At 63.2% G+C, this 19,584-nt stretch carries 15 protein-coding genes; 6 read left to right on the top strand and 9 right to left on the bottom strand.

The features are described 5' to 3' along the window. Positions 1-10: 10 nt before the first annotated feature. From AB0N72_RS01825 to arr, 4 genes are all read right to left on the bottom strand, one after another. Positions 11-472: a hypothetical protein gene (locus tag AB0N72_RS01825; RefSeq protein WP_363931599.1), complete on the bottom strand. Its 462-nt coding sequence runs from the start codon at positions 470-472 to the stop codon at positions 11-13. Continuing rightward, the gene (locus tag AB0N72_RS01820) at positions 469-2,898 is read right to left on the bottom strand and encodes a nitrate reductase (RefSeq protein WP_363931598.1); all 2,430 of its coding nucleotides are present in this window, start codon (positions 2,896-2,898) and stop codon (positions 469-471) included. Before AB0N72_RS01820 ends, AB0N72_RS01825 begins: the two co-directional genes overlap by 4 nt. Positions 2,899-2,976: 78 nt before the next feature. Then, positions 2,977-3,402 carry a ChaB family protein gene (locus AB0N72_RS01815; protein WP_363931597.1) on the bottom strand — a complete coding sequence of 142 codons (426 nt, stop codon included), beginning with the start codon at positions 3,400-3,402 and terminating at the stop codon, positions 2,977-2,979. A 433-nt stretch (positions 3,403-3,835) separates the two neighbouring features. Continuing rightward, a complete protein-coding gene (gene arr / locus AB0N72_RS01810) occupies positions 3,836-4,246 on the bottom strand; it encodes an NAD(+)--rifampin ADP-ribosyltransferase (protein ID WP_363931596.1) in 411 nt (136 codons plus the stop codon). 150 nt (positions 4,247-4,396) lie between these two features. On the opposite strand from arr, the gene AB0N72_RS01805 reads away from it, so the two are divergent. From AB0N72_RS01805 to AB0N72_RS01795, 3 genes are read left to right on the top strand one after another with little or no spacing between them, the layout of a single operon-like run. Next, positions 4,397-5,443: a homoserine dehydrogenase gene (locus AB0N72_RS01805; RefSeq protein ID WP_363931595.1), complete on the top strand. Its 1,047-nt coding sequence runs from the start codon at positions 4,397-4,399 to the stop codon at positions 5,441-5,443. Then, positions 5,436-6,851, top strand: a complete 1,416-nt coding sequence (locus AB0N72_RS01800; protein WP_363931594.1) for an aldehyde dehydrogenase family protein — start codon at positions 5,436-5,438, stop codon at positions 6,849-6,851. Before AB0N72_RS01805 ends, AB0N72_RS01800 begins: the two co-directional genes overlap by 8 nt. Continuing rightward, positions 6,848-8,257, top strand: a complete 1,410-nt coding sequence (locus AB0N72_RS01795; protein WP_363931592.1) for an aspartate ammonia-lyase — start codon at positions 6,848-6,850, stop codon at positions 8,255-8,257. Before AB0N72_RS01800 ends, AB0N72_RS01795 begins: the two co-directional genes overlap by 4 nt. Here the strand turns inward: AB0N72_RS01795 and AB0N72_RS01790 are convergent. Beyond that, complete coding sequence (locus AB0N72_RS01790) at positions 8,232-8,687, bottom strand: Lrp/AsnC family transcriptional regulator (RefSeq protein WP_363931591.1); 456 nt, start codon at positions 8,685-8,687, stop codon at positions 8,232-8,234. The two genes, AB0N72_RS01795 and AB0N72_RS01790, sit on opposite strands and share 26 nt — an antisense overlap. Before the next feature lie 118 nt (positions 8,688-8,805). Beyond that, a complete protein-coding gene (locus AB0N72_RS01785; RefSeq protein ID WP_363931589.1) occupies positions 8,806-10,152 on the bottom strand; it encodes an aspartate aminotransferase family protein in 1,347 nt (448 codons plus the stop codon). Between the two features lie 129 nt (positions 10,153-10,281). Here AB0N72_RS01785 and AB0N72_RS01780 point away from each other — a divergent pair, with 129 nt between their 5' ends. Further along, positions 10,282-11,871 (top strand): PucR family transcriptional regulator ligand-binding domain-containing protein, encoded by a 1,590-nt coding sequence (locus AB0N72_RS01780; protein WP_363931588.1) that lies wholly within the window; start codon positions 10,282-10,284, stop codon positions 11,869-11,871. A gap of 52 nt (positions 11,872-11,923) precedes the next feature. Here AB0N72_RS01780 and AB0N72_RS01775 read toward each other — a convergent pair whose 3' ends face one another. The 3 genes from AB0N72_RS01775 to ppsA all read right to left on the bottom strand — a co-directional run bounded on the left by AB0N72_RS01775 (position 11,924) and on the right by ppsA (position 16,840). After that, positions 11,924-13,429: a CoA-acylating methylmalonate-semialdehyde dehydrogenase gene (locus tag AB0N72_RS01775; RefSeq protein ID WP_363931586.1), complete on the bottom strand. Its 1,506-nt coding sequence runs from the start codon at positions 13,427-13,429 to the stop codon at positions 11,924-11,926. Between the two features lie 159 nt (positions 13,430-13,588). Continuing rightward, positions 13,589-14,431 carry a pyruvate, water dikinase regulatory protein gene (locus AB0N72_RS01770; RefSeq protein ID WP_363931585.1) on the bottom strand — a complete coding sequence of 281 codons (843 nt, stop codon included), beginning with the start codon at positions 14,429-14,431 and terminating at the stop codon, positions 13,589-13,591. Next, on the bottom strand, positions 14,432-16,840 hold the full coding sequence (gene ppsA / locus AB0N72_RS01765; RefSeq protein WP_363931584.1) for a phosphoenolpyruvate synthase: 2,409 nt from the start codon (positions 16,838-16,840) through the stop codon (positions 14,432-14,434). Positions 16,841-17,183: 343 nt separating this feature from the next. Between ppsA and AB0N72_RS01760 the strand changes: the two genes are divergently transcribed. After that, positions 17,184-18,503 carry a four-carbon acid sugar kinase family protein gene (locus AB0N72_RS01760; protein ID WP_363931583.1) on the top strand — a complete coding sequence of 440 codons (1,320 nt, stop codon included), beginning with the start codon at positions 17,184-17,186 and terminating at the stop codon, positions 18,501-18,503. Between the two features lie 18 nt (positions 18,504-18,521). Continuing rightward, positions 18,522-19,559, top strand: coding sequence for a 4-hydroxythreonine-4-phosphate dehydrogenase PdxA (pdxA, locus tag AB0N72_RS01755; RefSeq protein WP_363931581.1), 1,038 nt, complete (start codon positions 18,522-18,524; stop codon positions 19,557-19,559). Positions 19,560-19,584: the final 25 nt, after the last annotated feature.

The following is a 19,584-nucleotide window of genomic DNA, read 5'->3' as shown; positions in this document are numbered from 1 at the left end:
TCCATCCGTCTTACCCTGCCGCCAGCAATGCCTGGGGCGAGGCCTGCTTGATGCGGGTCTGCAGCCATTTCAGCTGGACTTGGGTTTCTTTGTGGCACAGTTTGACGACGCTCAACAACTCCTCATCGCGCAGGGCCTGTCCTGCCTGCTCCACCACGGTCCAGGTGATGTCGACCATGCTGGCGAGAACGAAGACATCCTGCAGGTCACGCAGGAGACCCACGGGGCCCCTACGGGTTCCAGAGAGCCCCTGGATATGCAGGCGTTCAGGCTCCCGGCCCTCACCGGAGCGACCATAGCGTTCGATGACCGGCAGCAAAACCTGTTCATGGTGGTCCGACTGGCCGGCCAGGCTTTGGCAGAGGAAATGAACATCGGGCTCCTCGCCGTGGCCTTCGGCAACCTGGCGAAACGACTCAGCCAGGGTTCGTTCACTCCGGGAGAGCATACCCAGGTAGATGTGGAGGTTCATGGCTGCTGTCCTTCCGGACGGGACGCCGTAGTGGTGGGGGCGGGGGCCAGCCCCGTGCCGCTCCGGAGCCGTTCGACGTTGACAGCGGCATTTTTGAATATGGGTTGCTTGGACACAGGATCCCATTCGGTGAGCGTTAGCTCGTTGGCAGCAGTTGCGTGGACCCCTTGGCCCGTGACGGGTACTCCGTGCCCGCCGTCGGCTGTTTCCCCGTGGTTGCCGGACGTGTCCCAGTAGCCGTAGTGGAATGGGGCGAAGACCGTCCCGGGGCGCACACCACTGACCCGGGCGGGTGCCTCAATGCGTCCTCTCCGTGAGGACACCCGCACCAGGTCACCTTCGGAGATCCCCAGCTGCGCGGCGTCTTCCACAGACAGCTCCACCCACATCCGCGGGGCGGCCGCGTTCAGTTCAGGCGAGCGGGCTGTCTTGGTCCGGGTGTGAAAGTGGTAGGCCGTCCTTCCGGTGGTGTACCGGAGGGGGTACTCGCTGTCCGGTTCCTCGTGGGGCGGGTGGTATGTGGTGGCTTTGAGCAGCGCCCGCCCCTTGGGTGCCATTGCCTTGTACGATTCCGGGCCGGCTTCGGCGCCCGTCAGCAGATCGTGGCCATAGTTTTCGCAGTAGTCCGGGTCAGTGGGGAAGACTCCTTCCCCGTAGAGCCGTTCGGTGCCGTCCGGATGATCCTCGTTGCACGGCCAGGGAATGCCGCTCCCGCCACGGAGCTTCCGGTAGCTCAGGCCGGTGTAATCGCAGGGCCTGCCACGTGAACATTCCTTCCATGCCTCGAAGCCATCTTCAGGAGTTTTCCAGTCAAGCAACGGCGAACCTGCCAGGGTGGTGAATCCCATCCGGTGCGAGTAGTCCAGGAAGATCTCCAGGTCGGCGCGGGCTTCGCCGGGTGGCTCCACTGCTTTGTCCGAAAGGTGCACTACGCGGGATGCATTTGTGAAGGTACCCGTCTTCTCGCCCCAGGCCGCGGCCGGGAGCACTACATCCGCCAGTTGGGCTGTTTCGGTGAGGTAGAGATCCTGAACCACCAGGAACAATTCCGGTTGGGAGAGGATCTTGCGGATTCGGGGCAGCTCGGGCATGGAGACGGCGGGATTGGTGGCTGATACCCAGAGGAAGTTGATGGATCCCTGTTCGGCGTACCGGAAGATCTGCATGGCGTGCGTAGGTGGTGCCCAGTGCGGAATGATTCCGGGGTCGACGTTCCACAGCGTCGCCAATTCCTCCACATGCGCTTGGTTACTCCAGTTACGGAAGCCCGGAAGGTCGCCGTCGGCCCCGCATTCCCTGTTGTTCTGCGCAGTAGGTTGTCCGTTCATCTGGAGGAGCCCAGCCCCCGGCCTCCCAAGCATGCCACGCAGGAGGTGCAAATTGTTGACCTGGCAAGCCGAGGCTGTTGCCTGTGATGACTGATAGAAGCCTTGGAGGACAGTGGACAGGACGTTCCGCGAGGTGCCAAAGATCCGTGCCGCTGCCCTGATGTCATCCGCCTCGACGTCGCAGACTTCTGCTGCCGCCTCCGGGGTCCATGGCTCAACAGTGTCTTTGAGCTCTTCAAACCCAAGGGTGTGCTCGTTGACGTACTGGGCGTCGTACCAGCCCCGGTGGATCATCTCCCGGACCAGGGAGTGCATCAGGGCAAGGTTGGTGCCCGGCCGGAGCGCCAAGTGAACATCGGCGTACCGGGCAGCTTCGGTGTTCCTGGGGTCCACACACACCAGGGCGGGTGGTTCGGGACCCGTCAGCCTGTCCAGGACACGGGACCAAAGTACCGTTTGGGTCTCAGGCATGTTGTGGCCGTACAGGAAGAGGGCGTCACAACTGTCGATGTCTTCGTAGGCCCCTGGCTGCCCGTCCGCCCCGAAGGTCTCTTTGAGGGCGGCCGCCGCAGTCGCCGTGCACAGCCGGGTATTGCCGTCCATGTGCGGTGTGCCGATTCCTGCCTTGCCTATCACTGCCAGGGCGTAGTACTCCTCCAGGAACAGCTGCCCGCTGGTGTAGAAGCCGTGGCTGAGCGGTCCTTTCTCCTCCAGAAGCTTCCTGCTCCGCCCCACGACCCGGCCCATGGCCGTTTCCCAGTCCGTTTCCACAAGGCGGTCACCTTCGCGGATCAACGGGCGGGTGAGGCGGTCCCGGTTCGCGACTCCTTGCCAGCTGGCGAACAAACCTTTGGGTCCCAGCCGCCCTTTGTTGACCCGATCCTGCGAGCGCCCCCGGATGCCGACCATTTCCCCGTTCCGGACGGCAATGTCGCAGCCGCATCCGTTGCTGCACAGCACACACGCGGATTGTACCCACTGGTCGACGTCACTCTCCTGCAGGCCCGCTTTCAGCGCGAGGTCCACACGGACCGGCCACTCCCCTCCCGGCTGGAACGGTGTCCTTGCCCCCCAGATATCGATGATTCGGTCCGCCACAGTACTCCTCCTTGATGGGACAGCGCTGCCGCGTGCAGCGCGGCTGGCTGCGCAGCCGTTGCGAGGATGGGATGCGGTTCAGCCCTCCCGCGCCTTCCTGGTGGCGGCATCGTTGGCCTTTTGGAGCGCCTCCACCAGTTGGTCCTTGGTCATTTTGGAACGGCCTTTGACGCCCAACTGCTTAGCCCGTTGATACAGGTGGTCTTTGCTGGCATTGGCATCGACTCCCCCTGCCGTTGGTGTGTTTGAGTCAGCGCCTTCCTCGGCGTGCGCATCGGAGGGACCGCGCTCTTCCTTGGGTTCCCAGTGGTCTCCCACCTTTTCGTAACTGTGTTTCAAGGAGGCGAAGGCTGTGCGGGCTGCGCGGCTGGAATCGTTGTCGTATGACTCCATTGCTGAGTCATAGGTCTTGGCGAACGTGTCCTGGGCTTTCTGTTCCGAGCGCTGCAGCGTCGAAGGCAGTTCGTCCTTGCGGGCGTGCTCGTTCTTTCCGGTCTTGGGCATGAAACTCAGTCCCCTATCGTGAAACGTCTTGTCATACGGGGCCCCCATTTTGTGACAGACCTCCGCCGTCCAGGCGGCCTTCAGTTCCAACCGATCTGCGGAGTCGCTGGTTCAGTTGGGCTTCGGCGGTTTCACGGCGTTTACCCACCACCAACAATGACGCGGTAACGGGATTATGCTGCGGAAGTGCATTGGCAGCGCGGGCAGGCGGTGTCTGGGACCCCACGGGGTGCCGCCCGGATGTAGTCTTCATGTCGCTGGACCGGATCCTGACTCCAAGGCAGCGCGGTGCATACCTGTCATGCCAGCACGCCTCGGCTTGTCGGGCCCGGCCTATCCGGACCGTTTCAACAAGCTAAGCATGCTTACTAAACGGCCACAAGTGTTTTCCCTGACCGTTCAGGGAGCCGCTGCCCCGGCTGGCAGCGCGGCCCTAATTGATGATCTGGCCACGCTCGTCGGCAAGGATCGCGGCCAAGCGATCCCTCCACGCTTTCAGGGCTCCGGGCTCCAGGCGTGTCCAGTCAGTGACTTCCCGAACCACCCTGAGCGGGGCCGAGCTGCGATAAGACCTGGTGGGGTTGCCGGGGAATTTCTTGTCAGTGACATTCGGATCGTCTTCGAAGCTTCCTGTCGGCTCTACCTCGTAGACCCTGGGTTCGCCGTCGCCGGCAGCAAGCTCCGCAGCGAGGCCCGCACCGTCCCGCAACGCCGTGAAGTAGATATGGTTCATCACCACTTCGGGACGGTAATTGGACCTGAAGCCCGCCCGGAGCAGATCTCCACTTCGAAGATTGGCTTTCGTACCGTGGAAAAAGGGGCCCTCGTCCGGTTGATCATTCACGGCTACAGCCTAGTGGCTGATCGAACAGGCCAAAATATCCCCCCTTTTGGGCGATTCGTCACCCCAGGCAGCCGATCCGGCCATAGGGAACTGACACTCTCAGGGCAGAAGCTTGAAGGACAGCAAACAGCCCCCTCTAGGAGATCAAAAGTGACTGCTTACAACCTGGCCCTGATAGGTTTCGGCGGCGTCAACCGCGCACTGGCCGAGCTGATCCGCGATGAACCACAGCGATTTGCTTCGTTGGGGTTCGAGCTTCGCGTCGTTGCCATAACGGACTTGGCTTTCGGTTCGCTTGTCCAGGCCGAAGGTATCGACCTGGACGCTGTCCTCGCCATGTCGCGGGGGTCATCCTTTGAGGGCCTTCCAGGCGGACACCGGGATCCCCGCAACGAGGACGTCATCAAGAACGGCCCGGCCGAGATCATCGTCGAAGCCACCTTCACCAGTCCCGTTGACGGAGAACCTGCCGTTTCGCACGTGAAATGGGCCATAGAGTCGGGCAAGCATGTCGTGACCACAAACAAGGGCCCCGTAGCCCTGCGGGGTCGGGAACTGAGCAAGCTCGCGGCAGAGAAGGGCGTCCGCTTCGAGTACGAGGGCGCAGTCATGAGCGGAACGCCCGTGATCCGTTTGGCGCACAGGATGCTCGCAGGCCTGGAGCTCAATGCCGTCCAAGGAATCCTGAACGGCACCAGCAACTACGTCCTGGGCCGTATGGAAGCCGGTCTTGGCCTGGAGCAGGCCATAGCCGAAGCCCAGGAGCTCGGGTACGCCGAAGCTGATCCCACCGCGGACATCGGTGGCTCGGATGTCCGGTTGAAGGTTGCCATCCTGGCTAACGAGCTCCTCGGCGCCGATATCCAGCCCCAGGATGTGGAAACCACCGGTATCCAGGACATCAAAAGTGATGACGTCGCCCAGGCGCTGGCAAGCGGCTTCCGTTGGAAGCTGATCGGTGAGGCCCGCCGCGAGGCAGATGGCCGCGTCGTCGCCGTCGTAAAGCCCCTCGCCCTACCGGCCGACCACCCTCTGGCAGGAATCTCAGGAGCCACGAACGCGGTGTCATTCACCACTGACCTCCTGGGCTCCGTCACCGTCTCAGGCCCGGGCGCCGGCCGGGTGGAGACCGCCTACGCCCTCATCTCGGACATCATTGCCGTCCACGAATTCGCCAAAGGAGCAGTCCGTGCCTGAAACCGCCATCGCACAGTCCCACCCGGCAGCGACCACTGATGACCTGGAGGTGCGCAACAAGTTCGACGGCGGCCTCTTGGCTTCCCTGCGCCAATGCACCGAGGCGGAGGTACAGGTTCAGCTGATCCGTACCGCAGCAGCCGCGCCTGCGGCTGCAGCCATGCCCCGCCATGAGCGGGGGCGGATCCTGGACACGGCCGCCGATCTGCTGCAGCAGCGCTCACGGGAGGTCTCGGAACTGATCGTTGCCGAGGCCGGAAAGACCATCAGGCAGGCCCGCAAAGAACTCTCCCGCGCCGTCAACACGCTCAAGCTCTCGGCTGCCGAGACGCGGCGAAACGTGGGCGAAGTGGTTCCCTTCGACTCGTTCGCCGGTTCGGAAAACCGGCAGGGCTGGTTCACCCGCGAACCGCTAGGCCTGATCGCCGCCATCACGCCGTACAACGACGCTTTGAACCTGGTGGCCCACAAACTGGGACCAGCCATTGCCGGCGGCAACACCGTGATCCTCAAACCCTCACAGTTGACGCCCCTGACAGCCATCCTCCTCGTGGACTTACTGCGCGAGGCGGGTCTGCCGACGGAGTTCGTCACCGTTGTCCTGGGTGACAGAGCGATCGCGCAGACCATCATCTCCTCCAAGCTGGTCCGCATGGTCTCCTTCACCGGAGGATTCGCCACCGGCCGGGCCATCGCGGCCAACGCGGGAATCAAGCGCCTGTCCATGGAACTGGGCGGCAACGCACCGGTCATCGTCTTCGACGACGCCGACATCCCCGCCGCCGTCGAGGCCAGTGTGTCCGGTGCGTTCTGGGCAGCGGGCCAGAACTGCATCGGGGCTCAGCGCATCCTCGTCCAGCGCGGCATTTTCGATTCCTTCGTGGAGGACTTTGTTACCCAAACTGCCGCCCTTAAAACCGGCGACCCTCGCAACGAACACACTGACGTGGGACCGATGATCAGCCACGACTCCGCCGCCGACGCCAAGCGGAAAATCGATGATGCCGTGGCCGCCGGGGCCCAACTGCTGACCGGAGGGACACTCAACGGGCCGGTCCTCACCCCCGCTGTGCTCATCAACGTGCCGCGCAGTTGCGAGGCGTGGAGTGAGGAACTATTCGCCCCGGTGGTCGTGATCGAACCCTTTGACTCATCAGAAGAAGCGGTCGAACTGGCCAACGACAGCGAGTACGCACTGCAGGCGGGCGTTTTCACCAAGGACCTGGGCCGCGCCCTGGCAACTGCGAAGGCCATTGACGCAGGTGGCGTCATGATCAACGATTCTTCCGACTACCGCCACGATGCCATGCCGTTCGGTGGCTCGAAGTACGGCAGCATGGGACGTGAAGGGGTTCACTTTGCCTACGAGGAAATGACCCAACCCAAAGTCATTGCGATCGCCTCATGAGAGCCGGCGTGAGAATCGAACGGGACAGCCTGGGGCCAATGGCAGTCCCCCAGTCCGCGCTGTGGGGCATCCACACCGAACGTGCCATCCTCAACTTCCCGATCAGCGGCGTCCACGTGGGGACCCACCGGCACCTGGTCCGTGCCCTCGCGCTTGTAAAGAAGGCCGCGGCGCTGACCAACACCGAGCTCGGCCTGATCCCTGCCGATATTGGTCAAGCCATCGCGTCAGCTTGCGACACAGTGGCTTCAGGGATTGTGGATCACGCGTTTCCCGTGGACGTCGTCCAAGGCGGTGCCGGGACCTCGACGAACATGAACGCCAATGAGGTCATCGCCAACCTCGCACTCGAGGTCCTCGGTCATCCCCGGGGATCCTATGGGGTCATCGACCCCATCGGTCACGTCAACAAATGCCAGTCCACCAACGACGTCTATCCGACCGCAGTGCGCCTGGCGCTGATGTTCGCTGTGGAAGAGCTCCTGGAACAGCTCACCCTGCTGTCCCAGGCTTTCTCCGAGCGAGGCCAGGCGTTCGCGGCCATCCCGAAGGTCGGACGGACCCAGTTGCAGGATGCTGTGCCCATGACGCTCGGGCAGGAATTCACTGCGTTCGCCGTCACGCTCGAGGAAGACCAAGGCCGCCTGCGCGAGGCGGCAGCGCTGCTGAAGGAATGCAGCCTGGGCGCCACAGCCATCGGCACCGGCATTACCGCCGACCCGCAGTACGTGGAGCGTGTCATCGACAGACTCTCCGGGGCCAGCGGGGTCCAGTTGACCCGTGCACGCGACTTTGTTGAAGCAACCTGGGACACCGGGGCGTTCATGACATTTTCCGGCGCCCTCAAGCGGACCGCCATCAAGCTGTCCAAAATCTGCAGCGACCTGCGCCTGCTCTCCAGCGGACCCCAAACCGGGCTCGCCGAGATCCACCTGCCACCTCGGCAGGCGGGCTCCTCCATCATGCCCGGCAAGGTCAACCCAGTTATCCCCGAAGTCATCAACCAGATCGCGTTCTTCGTCGCAGGCGCCGACCTCACGGTCACCATGGCATCTGACAACGGACAACTTCAGCTCAATGCCTTCGAACCGGCCATCGCCCACGCGCTGCTGCAGTCCCTGGGTTGGCTGGCCAACGGCTGCAGTGTGTTGCGCGAACTATGCGTCACGAGCATCGAAGCCAACGAGGCGTTGCTTCAATCCAGGGCGCGGGCCTCCACAGCACAAGCCACGGCACTGCTCCCATTCCTCGGATACGCAGCAGCGGCGGAGCTCGCCCACAGGGCCCGTTCCTCCGGGCAGAATGTCCTCGACCTCGCGCTCAGTGAAGGCCTGATCTTCCCCGAGCAGTTCAATGTCCTGGTGCACGGGGGCCGGGATGTCAGCGGGGAGCCTGCCTGTCGATGACTGTTGAGAGAGATAACGCCGTAGTGATGTCGCGGACACCGGGAAAGGCAGAAACTTCGCGCCAGATCTCCTGGATCCTCGCGGCGTCGGGCGCCTCGACCCTGACGACGAGATCGAGTTCTCCGCTGACGACATCGCAGGTGGCGATCTCCGGAATTTCACGTAATCCGGCGATGACGTCACTTCCGCGCATTCTGTCGTGACGTTGAATCAGAAGCACTGCGTTGACTGTCGGCGTTCCTTCCCCAGCCGCTTCCTTGATGGTGTACCCGTTGATGTAGCCATCGCGTTCCATCCGCTCGATCCGCTGCCGAACCGCGTTACGGGACAGCAGCACCCTTTCCCCCAATTGGGCCAGGCTGATCCGTGCGTTACGTCGAAGCTCGGCAAGGATCTGCGCATCTATCCCATCGCGTGGGCTTCTCGGCACGGGCGCTCCTGACTGGGGGGTGATCATTGGCTGGGTCAGCACACAGCGGATAACAACATATCCCATCCAACGGCCGCGAGTTTTCCCGCCATCTGCCCATGTGGCGTTTCGTCCGGGCTTAAAGCGCCACCGCGCCCAGTGCGTGGTCGTAGATGGCAAGTGCTGTGGCGACTTCTTCGGGGGTGACCACCGCTGGTGGGACTACGTGGATCCGGTTGTCGGCAATGAAGGGCAGGAGACCCAGGCGGAGGAGTTCAGCTTTGATGCGGCCCATGTACGCAGGTGCGACTGGCGCCTTGGTGGCACGGTCCTGGACGAGTTCCATGGCCCAGAAAACTCCACGGCCACGGACCTCGCCGATGACCTCGTGCTTGGCGGCGAGGGCCAGAAGGCCCGGGCCAAGGTGGTCGCGGCCGATCCTGGCGGCGTTGCCGATGATGCCTTCTTCTTCGAACGCGTCAATGGAAGCGACCACGGAGGCTGCGGCAAGCGGGTGGCCGGAGTACGTCAGGCCGCCGGGGAAGACGCGTTCGTTGAAGGTAGTCGCGATCACGTCGGAAATAATGACGCCGCCCACCGGCACGTAGCCCGAGTTCACACCTTTGGCGAAGGTGATGAGGTCCGGGGTGACGTCGAAGGCGTCCAAAGCGAACCAGTCGCCGGTGCGGCCAAAACCTGCCATGACCTCGTCAAGGATCATGACGATGCCGTATTCGTCGCACAGAGCCCGGACGCCCTGGAGATATCCGGCTATAGGAACCAGGACCCCGGCAGTTCCGGGGACGGTTTCGAGAAGGACCGCCGCAATGGACTGCGGCCCTTCGCATTCGATGGTGCGGCGCAGGTGGTGGAGGGCGCGCTCGGTTTCCTGCTCCGGCGTTTCGGCCCAGAACTCCGAGCGGTAGAGATAGGGCCCGAAGACGTGGACGTGCCCGCGCGCGTATTCGTTCGGGATACGGCGCCAATCGCCGGTGGCCACGATGGCCGCCCCGGTGTTGCCGTGGTACGAACGGTACCGGGAGATCACCTTGTCGCGGCCGGTGTGCAGGCGGGCCATACGGATAGCGTTCTCATTGGCGTCAGCGCCGCCGTTGGTGAAGAAGACCTTCTCCATGGTTGCCGGCGCGTGCGAGAGGATCCTGGCGGCGGCTTGCCCCCTGACGTGGCTCGCATGCGAGGGCGCCACAGTGGCCAAGGTGGTGGCCTGCCTGGCGATCGCGGCAATGAGCTTGGGGTGCTGGTGGCCAATGTTGGTATTGACCAGTTGGCTCGAAAAGTCCAGGTAGGTTTTGCCGTCATGGTCCCAAACAGAGCTGCCCAACCCGCCCGCGATCGCCAACGGCTGCAACGATTTCTGCGCGGACCACGAATGGAACACGTTCGCGCAGTCGAGGTCCGTGGCTTCTGCGTTGGTGATGGCTGCTGATTCCTCAGCGATAAACGTTTCCGGGTGGCTGGCGACCATGACGGTTCCTTTTCATTGGAAGGCGGTGGGGCTTCCTCCATCATGTGCTGCAAGCCTGCGGCGGCGGCCTGTACCTTTGTACAGTCACCCAGATGAGAATAGACGTTTTTACACCCGAGGACCCTGCCCATGCCACCAAGCCTGAACGTACTGCTCCGCAGCCGGACACTGAAGCTCCGACTCGTGGTTCCAGACCCCGCTTCACCTGCTTTGGACGAGCCCATCAGCTGGGTGCACAGTTCGGACCTCGAGGACCCAACGCCCTTCCTGGACGCCGGCCAGTTGCTGCTCACCGACGGCACGCAGTTCACGCTGGAACCAGGCACGACGGCGGAACCAGGCACGACGGCGGAACGCGCCTACGCGGGTACGCCACCGGAAGTGCGGAAGGGTGTGGGGTACGAGGAGTACGTCCACCGCCTGGTGAAACACGGAATCGCTGGTCTGGGTTTTGCGACCCAGGTCATCCACGGGACGTTGCCACCGGGCCTGGAAGAAGCATGCCGCAAGCACGCGCTGCCCTTGCTGGAGGTACCGGACCGGACGCCGTTCATCGCAATCATCCGCTCGGTGGCGGACCATCTTGCCCAGGAGGACCACGCCCGCGCCGAATGGTCGCTGCAGGCGCAGCGTGCCATCTCCCGGGCAGCCCTGCGGCCCGATGGGCTGACTTCGATAATGGGCGAGCTGGAGCGTCAACTCCACAGCTGGGTGGCGCTGTACGACGCGGCAGGCAATTACGTCCGCATGCCACGGAACAGACCCATTCCCTCGGACATCCAGTCCCGGGTTAGCGAAAGGGTCCGAAGGGCGCTGGACCTGGGCACGCGATCTGCTTCGAATCTGGACATCGACGGCCAATCAGTGACGCTGCAGACACTGGGCCGCAAAGGCAGCTTGCGCGGGGCTTTGGTCCTGGGCGCCATCGAGCCCATGGACCCGGCCAGGACGGACATTGTCAACACCGTCATCGGCTTGGCCAGTCTCGCACTGGAGCAAACCCGCACCCTCGATACCGCCCGCAGGCACCTCCGCGCCGGAGTGTTCGAGCAATTGCTGGCGGGCAGCACCGACGTCGCAAGCAAAACGGCCCGCCAGGTGTGGGGCCCACTCCCCCGCGACCCCCTCCTGGTTACAGTGTCCCGCCACGAAAACCCGGCGCCCACCCTCCTTGAGGCCTTGGAACTGCTGGCCGACGACCACCGCGGAGCTGTGTTTTATGCCCTTCGGGGGGAATTCCTGGTGGTTCTGGCCGGAAAGCAACATCAGGGGAAAGTCATGGACCTGGTCACAAAGCACGGCCAGTGCGGGATCTCGTCCGAGGCCACCATGGACGGACTCACCGCAGCCCTCGAAGAAGCAACTCGGGCCCTGAAGAGGGCCGCCGAACTGGGCAGGGACGCCGTCGCGTTTCCGGAACTTTCCGAAGGCGGAATACTGGGCCTGCTGCACCAGGAGAACGCAGGTCCGCTGGCGCGTGGGCTGCTGCAGCCCCTCATCGACCATGACGACTCCGAGCAGACCGAGCTGCTGCCTACAGTGCGTGAATGGTTTGCCAACAACTGCGTCTGGGACAAGACCGCGCGACGCCTGGGCATCCACCGGCACACACTGAGGAACAGGATCGATGCAGCAGGCAGGATCTTGGGCCTGAATCTGGACGGCATCCGCGACAGGCTGGAACTGTTCGCGGCAGTGCAGTTCCTGGAGGAAGCGTAATGCCGAAAAGGACCTCCGGCCCTGGCGCTGGAGGTCCTTTCGCGGTTACCGCTTAGTTTTGCGGGAAGCCGAGGTTGATGCCGCCGTGGCTGGGGTCCAGCCAACGGGAGGTGATGGCCTTTTCGCGGGTGTAGAACTGGAAGCCCTGCAGACCGTAGGCCTTGGAGCTGCCGAAGATGGAGTCCTTGAAACCGCCAAAGGAGTAGTAGGCCACGGGGACGGGGATGGGGACGTTGATGCCGACCATGCCCACCTCGACTTCGTTCTGGAAGCGGCGGGCCGCGCCGCCGTCGTTGGTAAAGATGGCTGTGCCATTGCCAAAGGCGCCGTTGTTGATCAAGTCCAGGCCCTCTTCGTAGCTGCTGACACGGACCACGGCCAGCACCGGGCCGAAGATTTCCTCCGTGTAGGCGCGTGAGGTGACAGGGACGTCGTCGATCAAGGTGGGACCGAGCCAGAAGCCGTTTGCGTCACCGTCCACTTCGATGCCACGGCCGTCAACCACCACGTTGGCGCCGTCTTCGATTGCAATGTCGATGTAAGAGGCCACCTTGTCGCGGTGCTGCCGCGTGACCAGGGGACCCATGTCGCAGTTGCGGCGGCCGTCACCGACCTTCAGGGTGGCCATGCGCGAGGTGATCTTCCCGATCAACTCGTCGGCGACCGGTTCGACCGCCACAACAACGCTGATGGCCATGCAGCGTTCGCCGGCGGAACCGAAACCGGCGTTGATGGCGGCGTCGGCCGTGAGGTCCAGGTCGGCATCGGGCAGTACCAGCATGTGGTTCTTCGCCCCGCCCAGGGCCTGGACGCGTTTGCCGTTCTTCGCCGCGGCCTCGTAGATGTACTGGGCAATCGGAGTGGAACCAACGAAGGAAACCGCCTTCACATCCGGGTGTTCCAGCAGTCCGTCCACGGCCTCCTTGTCACCGTGCAGGACGTTGAAGACACCGTCCGGAAGTCCCGCCTCGGCGAAGAGGGCGGCGAGCCAGTTGGCCGCCGTCGGGTCCTTCTCGGACGGCTTGAGGACCACGGTGTTCCCCGAGGCGATCGCGATCGGCAGGAACCACAGCGGAACCATTGCTGGGAAATTGAAGGGGCTGATGATGCCCACCACCCCCAGCGGACCTTTGGTGGAGTAGACATCGACGCCGGAGGAGACATTCTCTGAGTGCTCACCCTTGATCAGGTGCGGGAAACCGGTGGCCAGTTCCACCACCTCAAGGCCGCGGGTGATTTCACCGAGCGCATCGGAGACCACCTTGCCGTGCTCGGAGGTGATGATCTGCGCAAGTTCGCCCTTGCGCTCGTTCAGCAACTCCCGAAAGCGGAAGATGATCTGCTGGCGCTTGGTCATGGACAGGTCCCGCCAAGCCGGGAATGCTTTCTGCGCCGCGGAAATCGCCGATTCAATGTCGGAGCCGTTAGCCAAAGCCACACGCTTGGTCTCGATACCACGGGCAGGGTCGAACACCGGTGCCGTGCGCTCGCCGGCCGACGGCGACTCAGCGCCACCGATCCAGTGCGAAACGATGGGAAGTTCCTGGTTTACTGACATGCGTCTTCTCGCTTTCGAGTCCGTGGGGATATTGCCGCAGGCGGCTTGCCAGCCACGCTAACCGCGACTGATCCCGTCACGGACCCGACATATGTCAGATCAGGCGAAGCAAATTCAACAGATGTCCCCCCGGTCCTCTCCGGCGATGCCAGGTTGCCGCTAGTGGTGGAGTTGCATGCGCTGCAGGACAGTGGCGGAAATTTCTTCCACTGACATGGACGCTGAGTTGACGTAGGGGATGTCATTGGCCCGGTACATGTCCTCGGCGTTCCGCAGCTCAAAGGTGCACTGGTGCAGCGACGCGTAGTTGCTGCCGGGTCGCCGCTCCTGGCGGATCTGGCTCAGGCGGACGGGCTGGGAGGTCAGCCCAAAGCACTTACCCGCGAAGGGCAGCAGGGGTTTGGGGAGTGCCAGGTTGTCGAAATCCTCGTCGACCAAGGGGAAGTTGGCAGCGAGGATGCCGTGCTGCAACGCAAGGTACATGGTGGTGGGTGTCTTACCGCAGCGGGAGGGGGCGATGAGGATCAGTTCGGCGCGTTCGAGCGCACGCAGGGATTGGCCGTCGTCGTGTTCAATCGCATACTCGACGGCGGCCATGCGGGACTGGTAGCGCACGGCATCTCCGACACCATGGGCCTGCCCGGGCTTGCCGTTGGCCGGCGCGCCAAGGGTCTGTTCCAGTTGCCCAATGTGGGTACCGAACAAATCGAAGAACTGCCCACGGCTCCCGGAAAGGACAGCCCGGATATCCTGGCCCACCGCCGTCGAGAAGATGATCGGGTCCGGGCCCGTAGCGGCCACCCTGTCGATCAGCGCAACCACCTCGCGCGCCTGCTCGACCGTGGTGATGAACGGGATGGTCCGCCGTTCCAGCCGCTGGCCCGGGAACTGCGTCAACAGCGTGTTGCCCAGGGTTTCTGCGGTAATCCCGGTGCTGTCGGAAAGGAAGAACACCGTGGGGGCGGGCGGGGAGCCCGCCCCCACGGCTGGGGACTCTGCCATTTAGGCGGTGGTGCTCGTGGTACGTGTGGTACGGGCCAGGCGCAGCCAGGTCTCGGTCACGGCGTCCGGGTTCAGCGAAATCGAGCTGATGCCCTGTTCCAACAGCCACTCGGCGAAGTCCGGGTGGTCGCTGGGGCCCTGCCCGCAAATCCCTACATACCGGCCCTTGGCCCGGCATGCCGCAATGGCCATCTCCAGCAGTTTGGTAACCGCCGGGTTCCGTTCATCGAAGCCTTCGGCAACCAGGGCGGAGTCCCGGTCCAGCCCGAGGGTGAGCTGGGTCAGGTCGTTGGAACCAATGGAGAATCCGTCAAAGTACTCCAGGAACTCATCGGCAAGGAGCGCGTTGGCCGGCAATTCGCACATCATCACGATCTCCAACCCGTTCTCTCCGCGTCGCAGCCCGTTGGCAGCGAGGAGGTCGATGACGCCGCTGGCCTCGGCCAGGGTTCGCACGAACGGGACCATGAGCTTGATGTTGGTCAGGCCCATGTCGTTGCGGACGTACTTCAGTGCTTCGCATTCGAGTTCGAACGCCTGACGGAAGGAAGCGGAAAGATACCGGGATGCGCCGCGGTACCCGATCATCGGGTTTTCTTCCTCCGGTTCAAACGCCGGGCCGCCGATCAGGTTGGCGTACTCGTTGGACTTGAAGTCCGAAAGCCTGATGATCACCGGTTCGGGCGCAAAGGCCGCGGCGATCGTCGAAATGCCTTCGGCCAGGCGCCGAACGTAGTAATCGCGCGGACCATCGTAAGCGGCGGTCTTCTCCTGGATCTGCCGGACCGTGTAGTCATCCAGGCTCGCCGGACGCTCGATTTCGCCGGCGACAGCCAGCAGGGCGTTGGGGTGGACACCGATTTGCCGGTTGATGATGAACTCCAGCCGGGCCAAGCCCACGCCATGGTTGGGCAGCTTGGCGAAACTGAACGCCTGCTCCGGGGTCCCGACGTTCATCATGATCTTGACCGGAGCTTCCGGCATGGTCTCCAGGCTTGTCTCATGCAGCGAGTACTCCAGGAGACCCTCATACACGAGTCCGGCTTCGCCCTCGGCGCAGGAGACCGTCACCGGAGCACCGTCCTTGAGGATCTGGGATGCATACCCGGTACCGACAACGGCCGGAATGCCCAATTCGCGGGCGATGATGGCGGCGTGGCAGGTCCTGCCGCCACGGTCGGTGACAATGGCGGCGGCCTTCTTCATGATCGGTTCCCAGTCAGGGTCCGTCATGTTCGCCACCAGGACATCGCCCTCCTGGAACGAGGCCATTTGGTCAATCGAGGACAGTACACGCACCTGACCCGCACCGATACGCTGGCCGATTGCGCGTCCCTCCACCAACACTGTTGAACGCTCGGTGAGCGTGTAGCGGGAAGTTACGCCGGCGGCTTTACGCGACTCCACGGTCTCTGGGCGGGCCTGCAGGATGTAGAGCTCGCCGTCAATCCCGTCCTTGCCCCACTCAATGTCCATGGGACGGCCGTAATGCGCCTCGATTGCCACTGCGTGGCGGGCAAGCTCCTGAACTTCAGCGTCGGTCAGGCTGAAGCGGCTCCGCGAATCCTGCGGCACCGGAATGAAGTCGACGGTCCGGCCAACCTCATCGGAATCCGTGTACACCATCTGCACGGCCTTCTCCCCCAAGCCGCGCTTGAGGACTGCCGGGCGGCCAGCTGCCAGAGCCGGCTTGTGGACATAGAATTCGTCCGGGTTCACCGCGCCCTGAACAACCGCTTCACCCAAGCCATACGAGGACGTGATGAAGACAGCGTCCGTGAAGCCGGTTTCGGTGTCCATGGTGAACATGACACCGGAAGCGCCGACGTCGGAACGCACCATCCGCTGAATGCCTGCCGAGAGCGCTACTTCCGAATGCGTGAAGCCGTGATGTACTCGGTAGGCGATGGCACGGTCGTTGTACAGGGACGCGAAAACATCCTTGATGGCAAGCAGGATGTTCTCGATGCCACGAATGTTCAGGAACGTCTCCTGCTGGCCGGCGAAGGATGCATCCGGCAGGTCTTCAGCCGTGGCGCTCGACCGGACCGCCCAGGAGACGTCAGCGCCGTGTTCCTGGGTCAGGCGCTCATAAGCGCTCCGGATGTCTTCTTCGAATCCGGCCGGGAAAGGCGTCTGCCGAATCAGGGTACGGATTTGCTGGCCGACCTTGGCCAAAGCAGCAACATCGCCGCTGTCCAAGCCCTCCAGGATGCCTTCTATCCGGGCATCCAGGCCTGAGTCCGCCAGGAAACGCCGGTAAGCGTCCGCCGTCGTCGCGAAACCGCCTGGAACCTTCACCCCGGCCGAGGCGAGGTTTCGAACCATCTCCCCAAGCGATGCATTTTTGCCGCCGACCTGGTCAAGGTCGGACAAGCCAAGCTCAGAAAACCAAAGAACGTTAGTCATAAATTGTGTCCTCCATTGGGCACGCTCTGACAAGCGCTGAAAAAACTAGGTCTTGCAAGGATCAAGGCCACAGGCCCCGGATGCAAACAAATGTGATGCGTGCAACAGCGCGGGGAGTAACTGCGCTTCCTCCTGCCGCGTGACTTGACTGAGCCAGGCGGAATGGATAACCGGGGCGGCGGTAGGGCGGATAACGGCGAATGCTCCAGACCCCGGAGCTAACATGGAGCGTGCGTTAAATACGCATTGTCAATTGCGTGATTCGCGCAATCATGCCATGATGTTCAAGATCGTTCCCGGCAACATGGGGGAAAGGCGGGCAAATGACGCGGAAGGGGTCGCGGTGGCTTCCATATTGGTGCAGGCAGACGATTTCTCGGGCGCGGCCGAAGTCGGTTCCTGCTTTGTCCGCTATGGACTCACCACCCAGCTCATCCTGGAAACCCTCAACGACGACTCCGCAGGCGGAAACGTCACCGCCGGGATCGCGGCGTACGCCCCAGTCAGCGACGTCGTCGTCGCTGACACACACACTCGCGGACTGTCGGCATCCGAAGCCGGGAAAGCTGTTGAGGCAATATTCGCGGGCTCTCTCGCCGCGAACACCGACATCTGGTTCAAGAAAATCGACTCCCTCTGGCGTGGCAACATCCACGCTGAAATCGAGGTCCTTAACCGGCTGGGACACAGCGTTGTTGTGGCGGGGGCGCTCCCCCAACTTGGCCGCTCCGTGCGGCACGGAAAGCCTTATGTGAATGGACTTCCCCTGGACCGGACGGACTTATGGCAGGCCGAGGCCTCCACCCCGCCCTCAACCATTGCGGGCCTGGTCCAACCGGATTCTCCGGAATCAGTTCAAATGCTCAGGCTGCCCGAGGTCCGTTCCGCGCACTTCCCGGCAATACTGGCTGAGGCGCTCACTGACGGCGATCCCACGATAGTGGTAGTTGACGGAGAATCCGCCCAAGACCTCGAACAGGTCGTCAGGGCCCTGTGGCAACTGGGCTTCGCCCACCGGGGTCGACGCATAGTCCTTGCCGGAACCGGGGGTCTTGCGGACGTCCTGGCCCGGCGGCTGGCTTCCCGAAGTGCGCGAAATGCGCAAACTGCCACCGGGACTAACGTAACCACACCTGAACCGCAGCCGGACGCGGTACCGGTCCTCGCCGTCGTCGGATCCGCCTCCGCCGTTGCCACAACCCAACTGGCGCACCTTGAAATGGCTGGTTTTGGAATCATCAGGCTCGATCCCGGGAACATGTCCGCACATGGCTCGCAGCTTGGGCCGGCCAAGCAAATCCTGCGGAGTTCAAACAAACTGGCAGTGACGCTTCAAGAAGGCGGCGTGGATCCGCACCAATCAGCCGACATCGTCCGAGCACTTGCCAGCTTCGCCGTGGACGCTGTCCAGGGGACAAACGCGGACCTCATCCTCACGGGTGGGGCAACAGCCCGCGAGGTCCTCGACGTGCTCGGGCTCCGCTCCCTGATGCCGCTCGCCGCAGTACAACACGGCGCTGTCCTCAGCCGCGCAAGTGACGGAACTCTTGTGGGAACCAAGCCCGGCAGCTTTGGCGATGCCCACGCACTGACCCAACTCCATCATCAGATGCAGCTGCGCCGCGCCCACCCTTCCGACATCACCACCACATATTCGGCTTAACTGGAATCTGGAGAAAACATGACAACATCCGAAAGCATCACTTCCGGGCAGGACGCCCTCCCCCTCGTGGCCGTAACCATGGGCGACGGCGCCGGCGTAGGACCCGAGGTGGTGGTAGCCGCAGCGTTGGATCGGCAAAGCAACGCTGAGTGCCGCCCCGTGATTATTGGCGACGCGCTGCGGCTCCGACAGGCGGCGGAGATCCTGGGAATCGATGCCGACATCGAGTCAATCGGCAGCGTGGAAGCAGCAGTATTTACGCCGGGCCGGGTCAACGTAATCGACCTGGCGTTGTTGCCGGAGGACCTCGCCTGGGGCGAGCTCTCCCCCGTCGCCGGCCACGCAGCCCACGAATACGTCCGCGTCGCCTGCGAACTCGCCATGGCGGGCCGCGTCCAAGCCATCTGCACCGCCCCACTGAACAAGGAAGCGCTCCACGCTGCAGGGCACATTTCCCCGGGCCACACCGAGTTGCTCGCCCAGCTGACCGGCACCGAAGAAGTGTCCATGATGCTCTCCACGCCAAAGATCCGCGTGATCCATGTGACCACGCACATTGGACTCGTTGATGCCATCCGGAAGATCGAGCCTGGCCTGGTGGAGCGCACCATCCGCCGGGGCCACGAAGCCTTGGTGCGGGCCGGTATCCCGGACCCCAGGATCGGCGTGTGCGCCATCAATCCGCATGCCGGGGAGAACGGCCTCTTCGGCCAGGGGGAAGAAGCGGAGAAGATCGAGCCCGGCGTCAAGGCCGCGCAAGCTGACGGAATCAACGTTGTGGGCCCGTTGCCCGCTGACACGCTGTTCTTCCTGGCCGGCAGGGGTGACTACGACCTCGTGGTGGCCATGTACCACGACCAAGGCCACGGCCCCGTCAAGGTTCTGGGAATCGAGGCCGGCGTGAACATCACGGTCGGCTTGCCGGTTATCCGTACCTCCGTGGACCACGGCACGGCGTTCGACATCGCAGGCAAGGCAATTGCCGATTCCCGCAGCATGGTCGAAGCCCTCCACCAGGCTGCCGGGATGGCGACCCGCCCCGGCGTGGCTGTCTGACCGATGCCGGAGGGCTACGGGGCTA

Origin of the sequence: Paenarthrobacter sp. NPDC089307, from assembly GCF_040685055.1 — a bacterium.
GTDB lineage: Bacteria > Actinomycetota > Actinomycetes > Actinomycetales > Micrococcaceae > Arthrobacter.
This window is presented reverse-complemented; position numbering and strand designations above follow the sequence as displayed.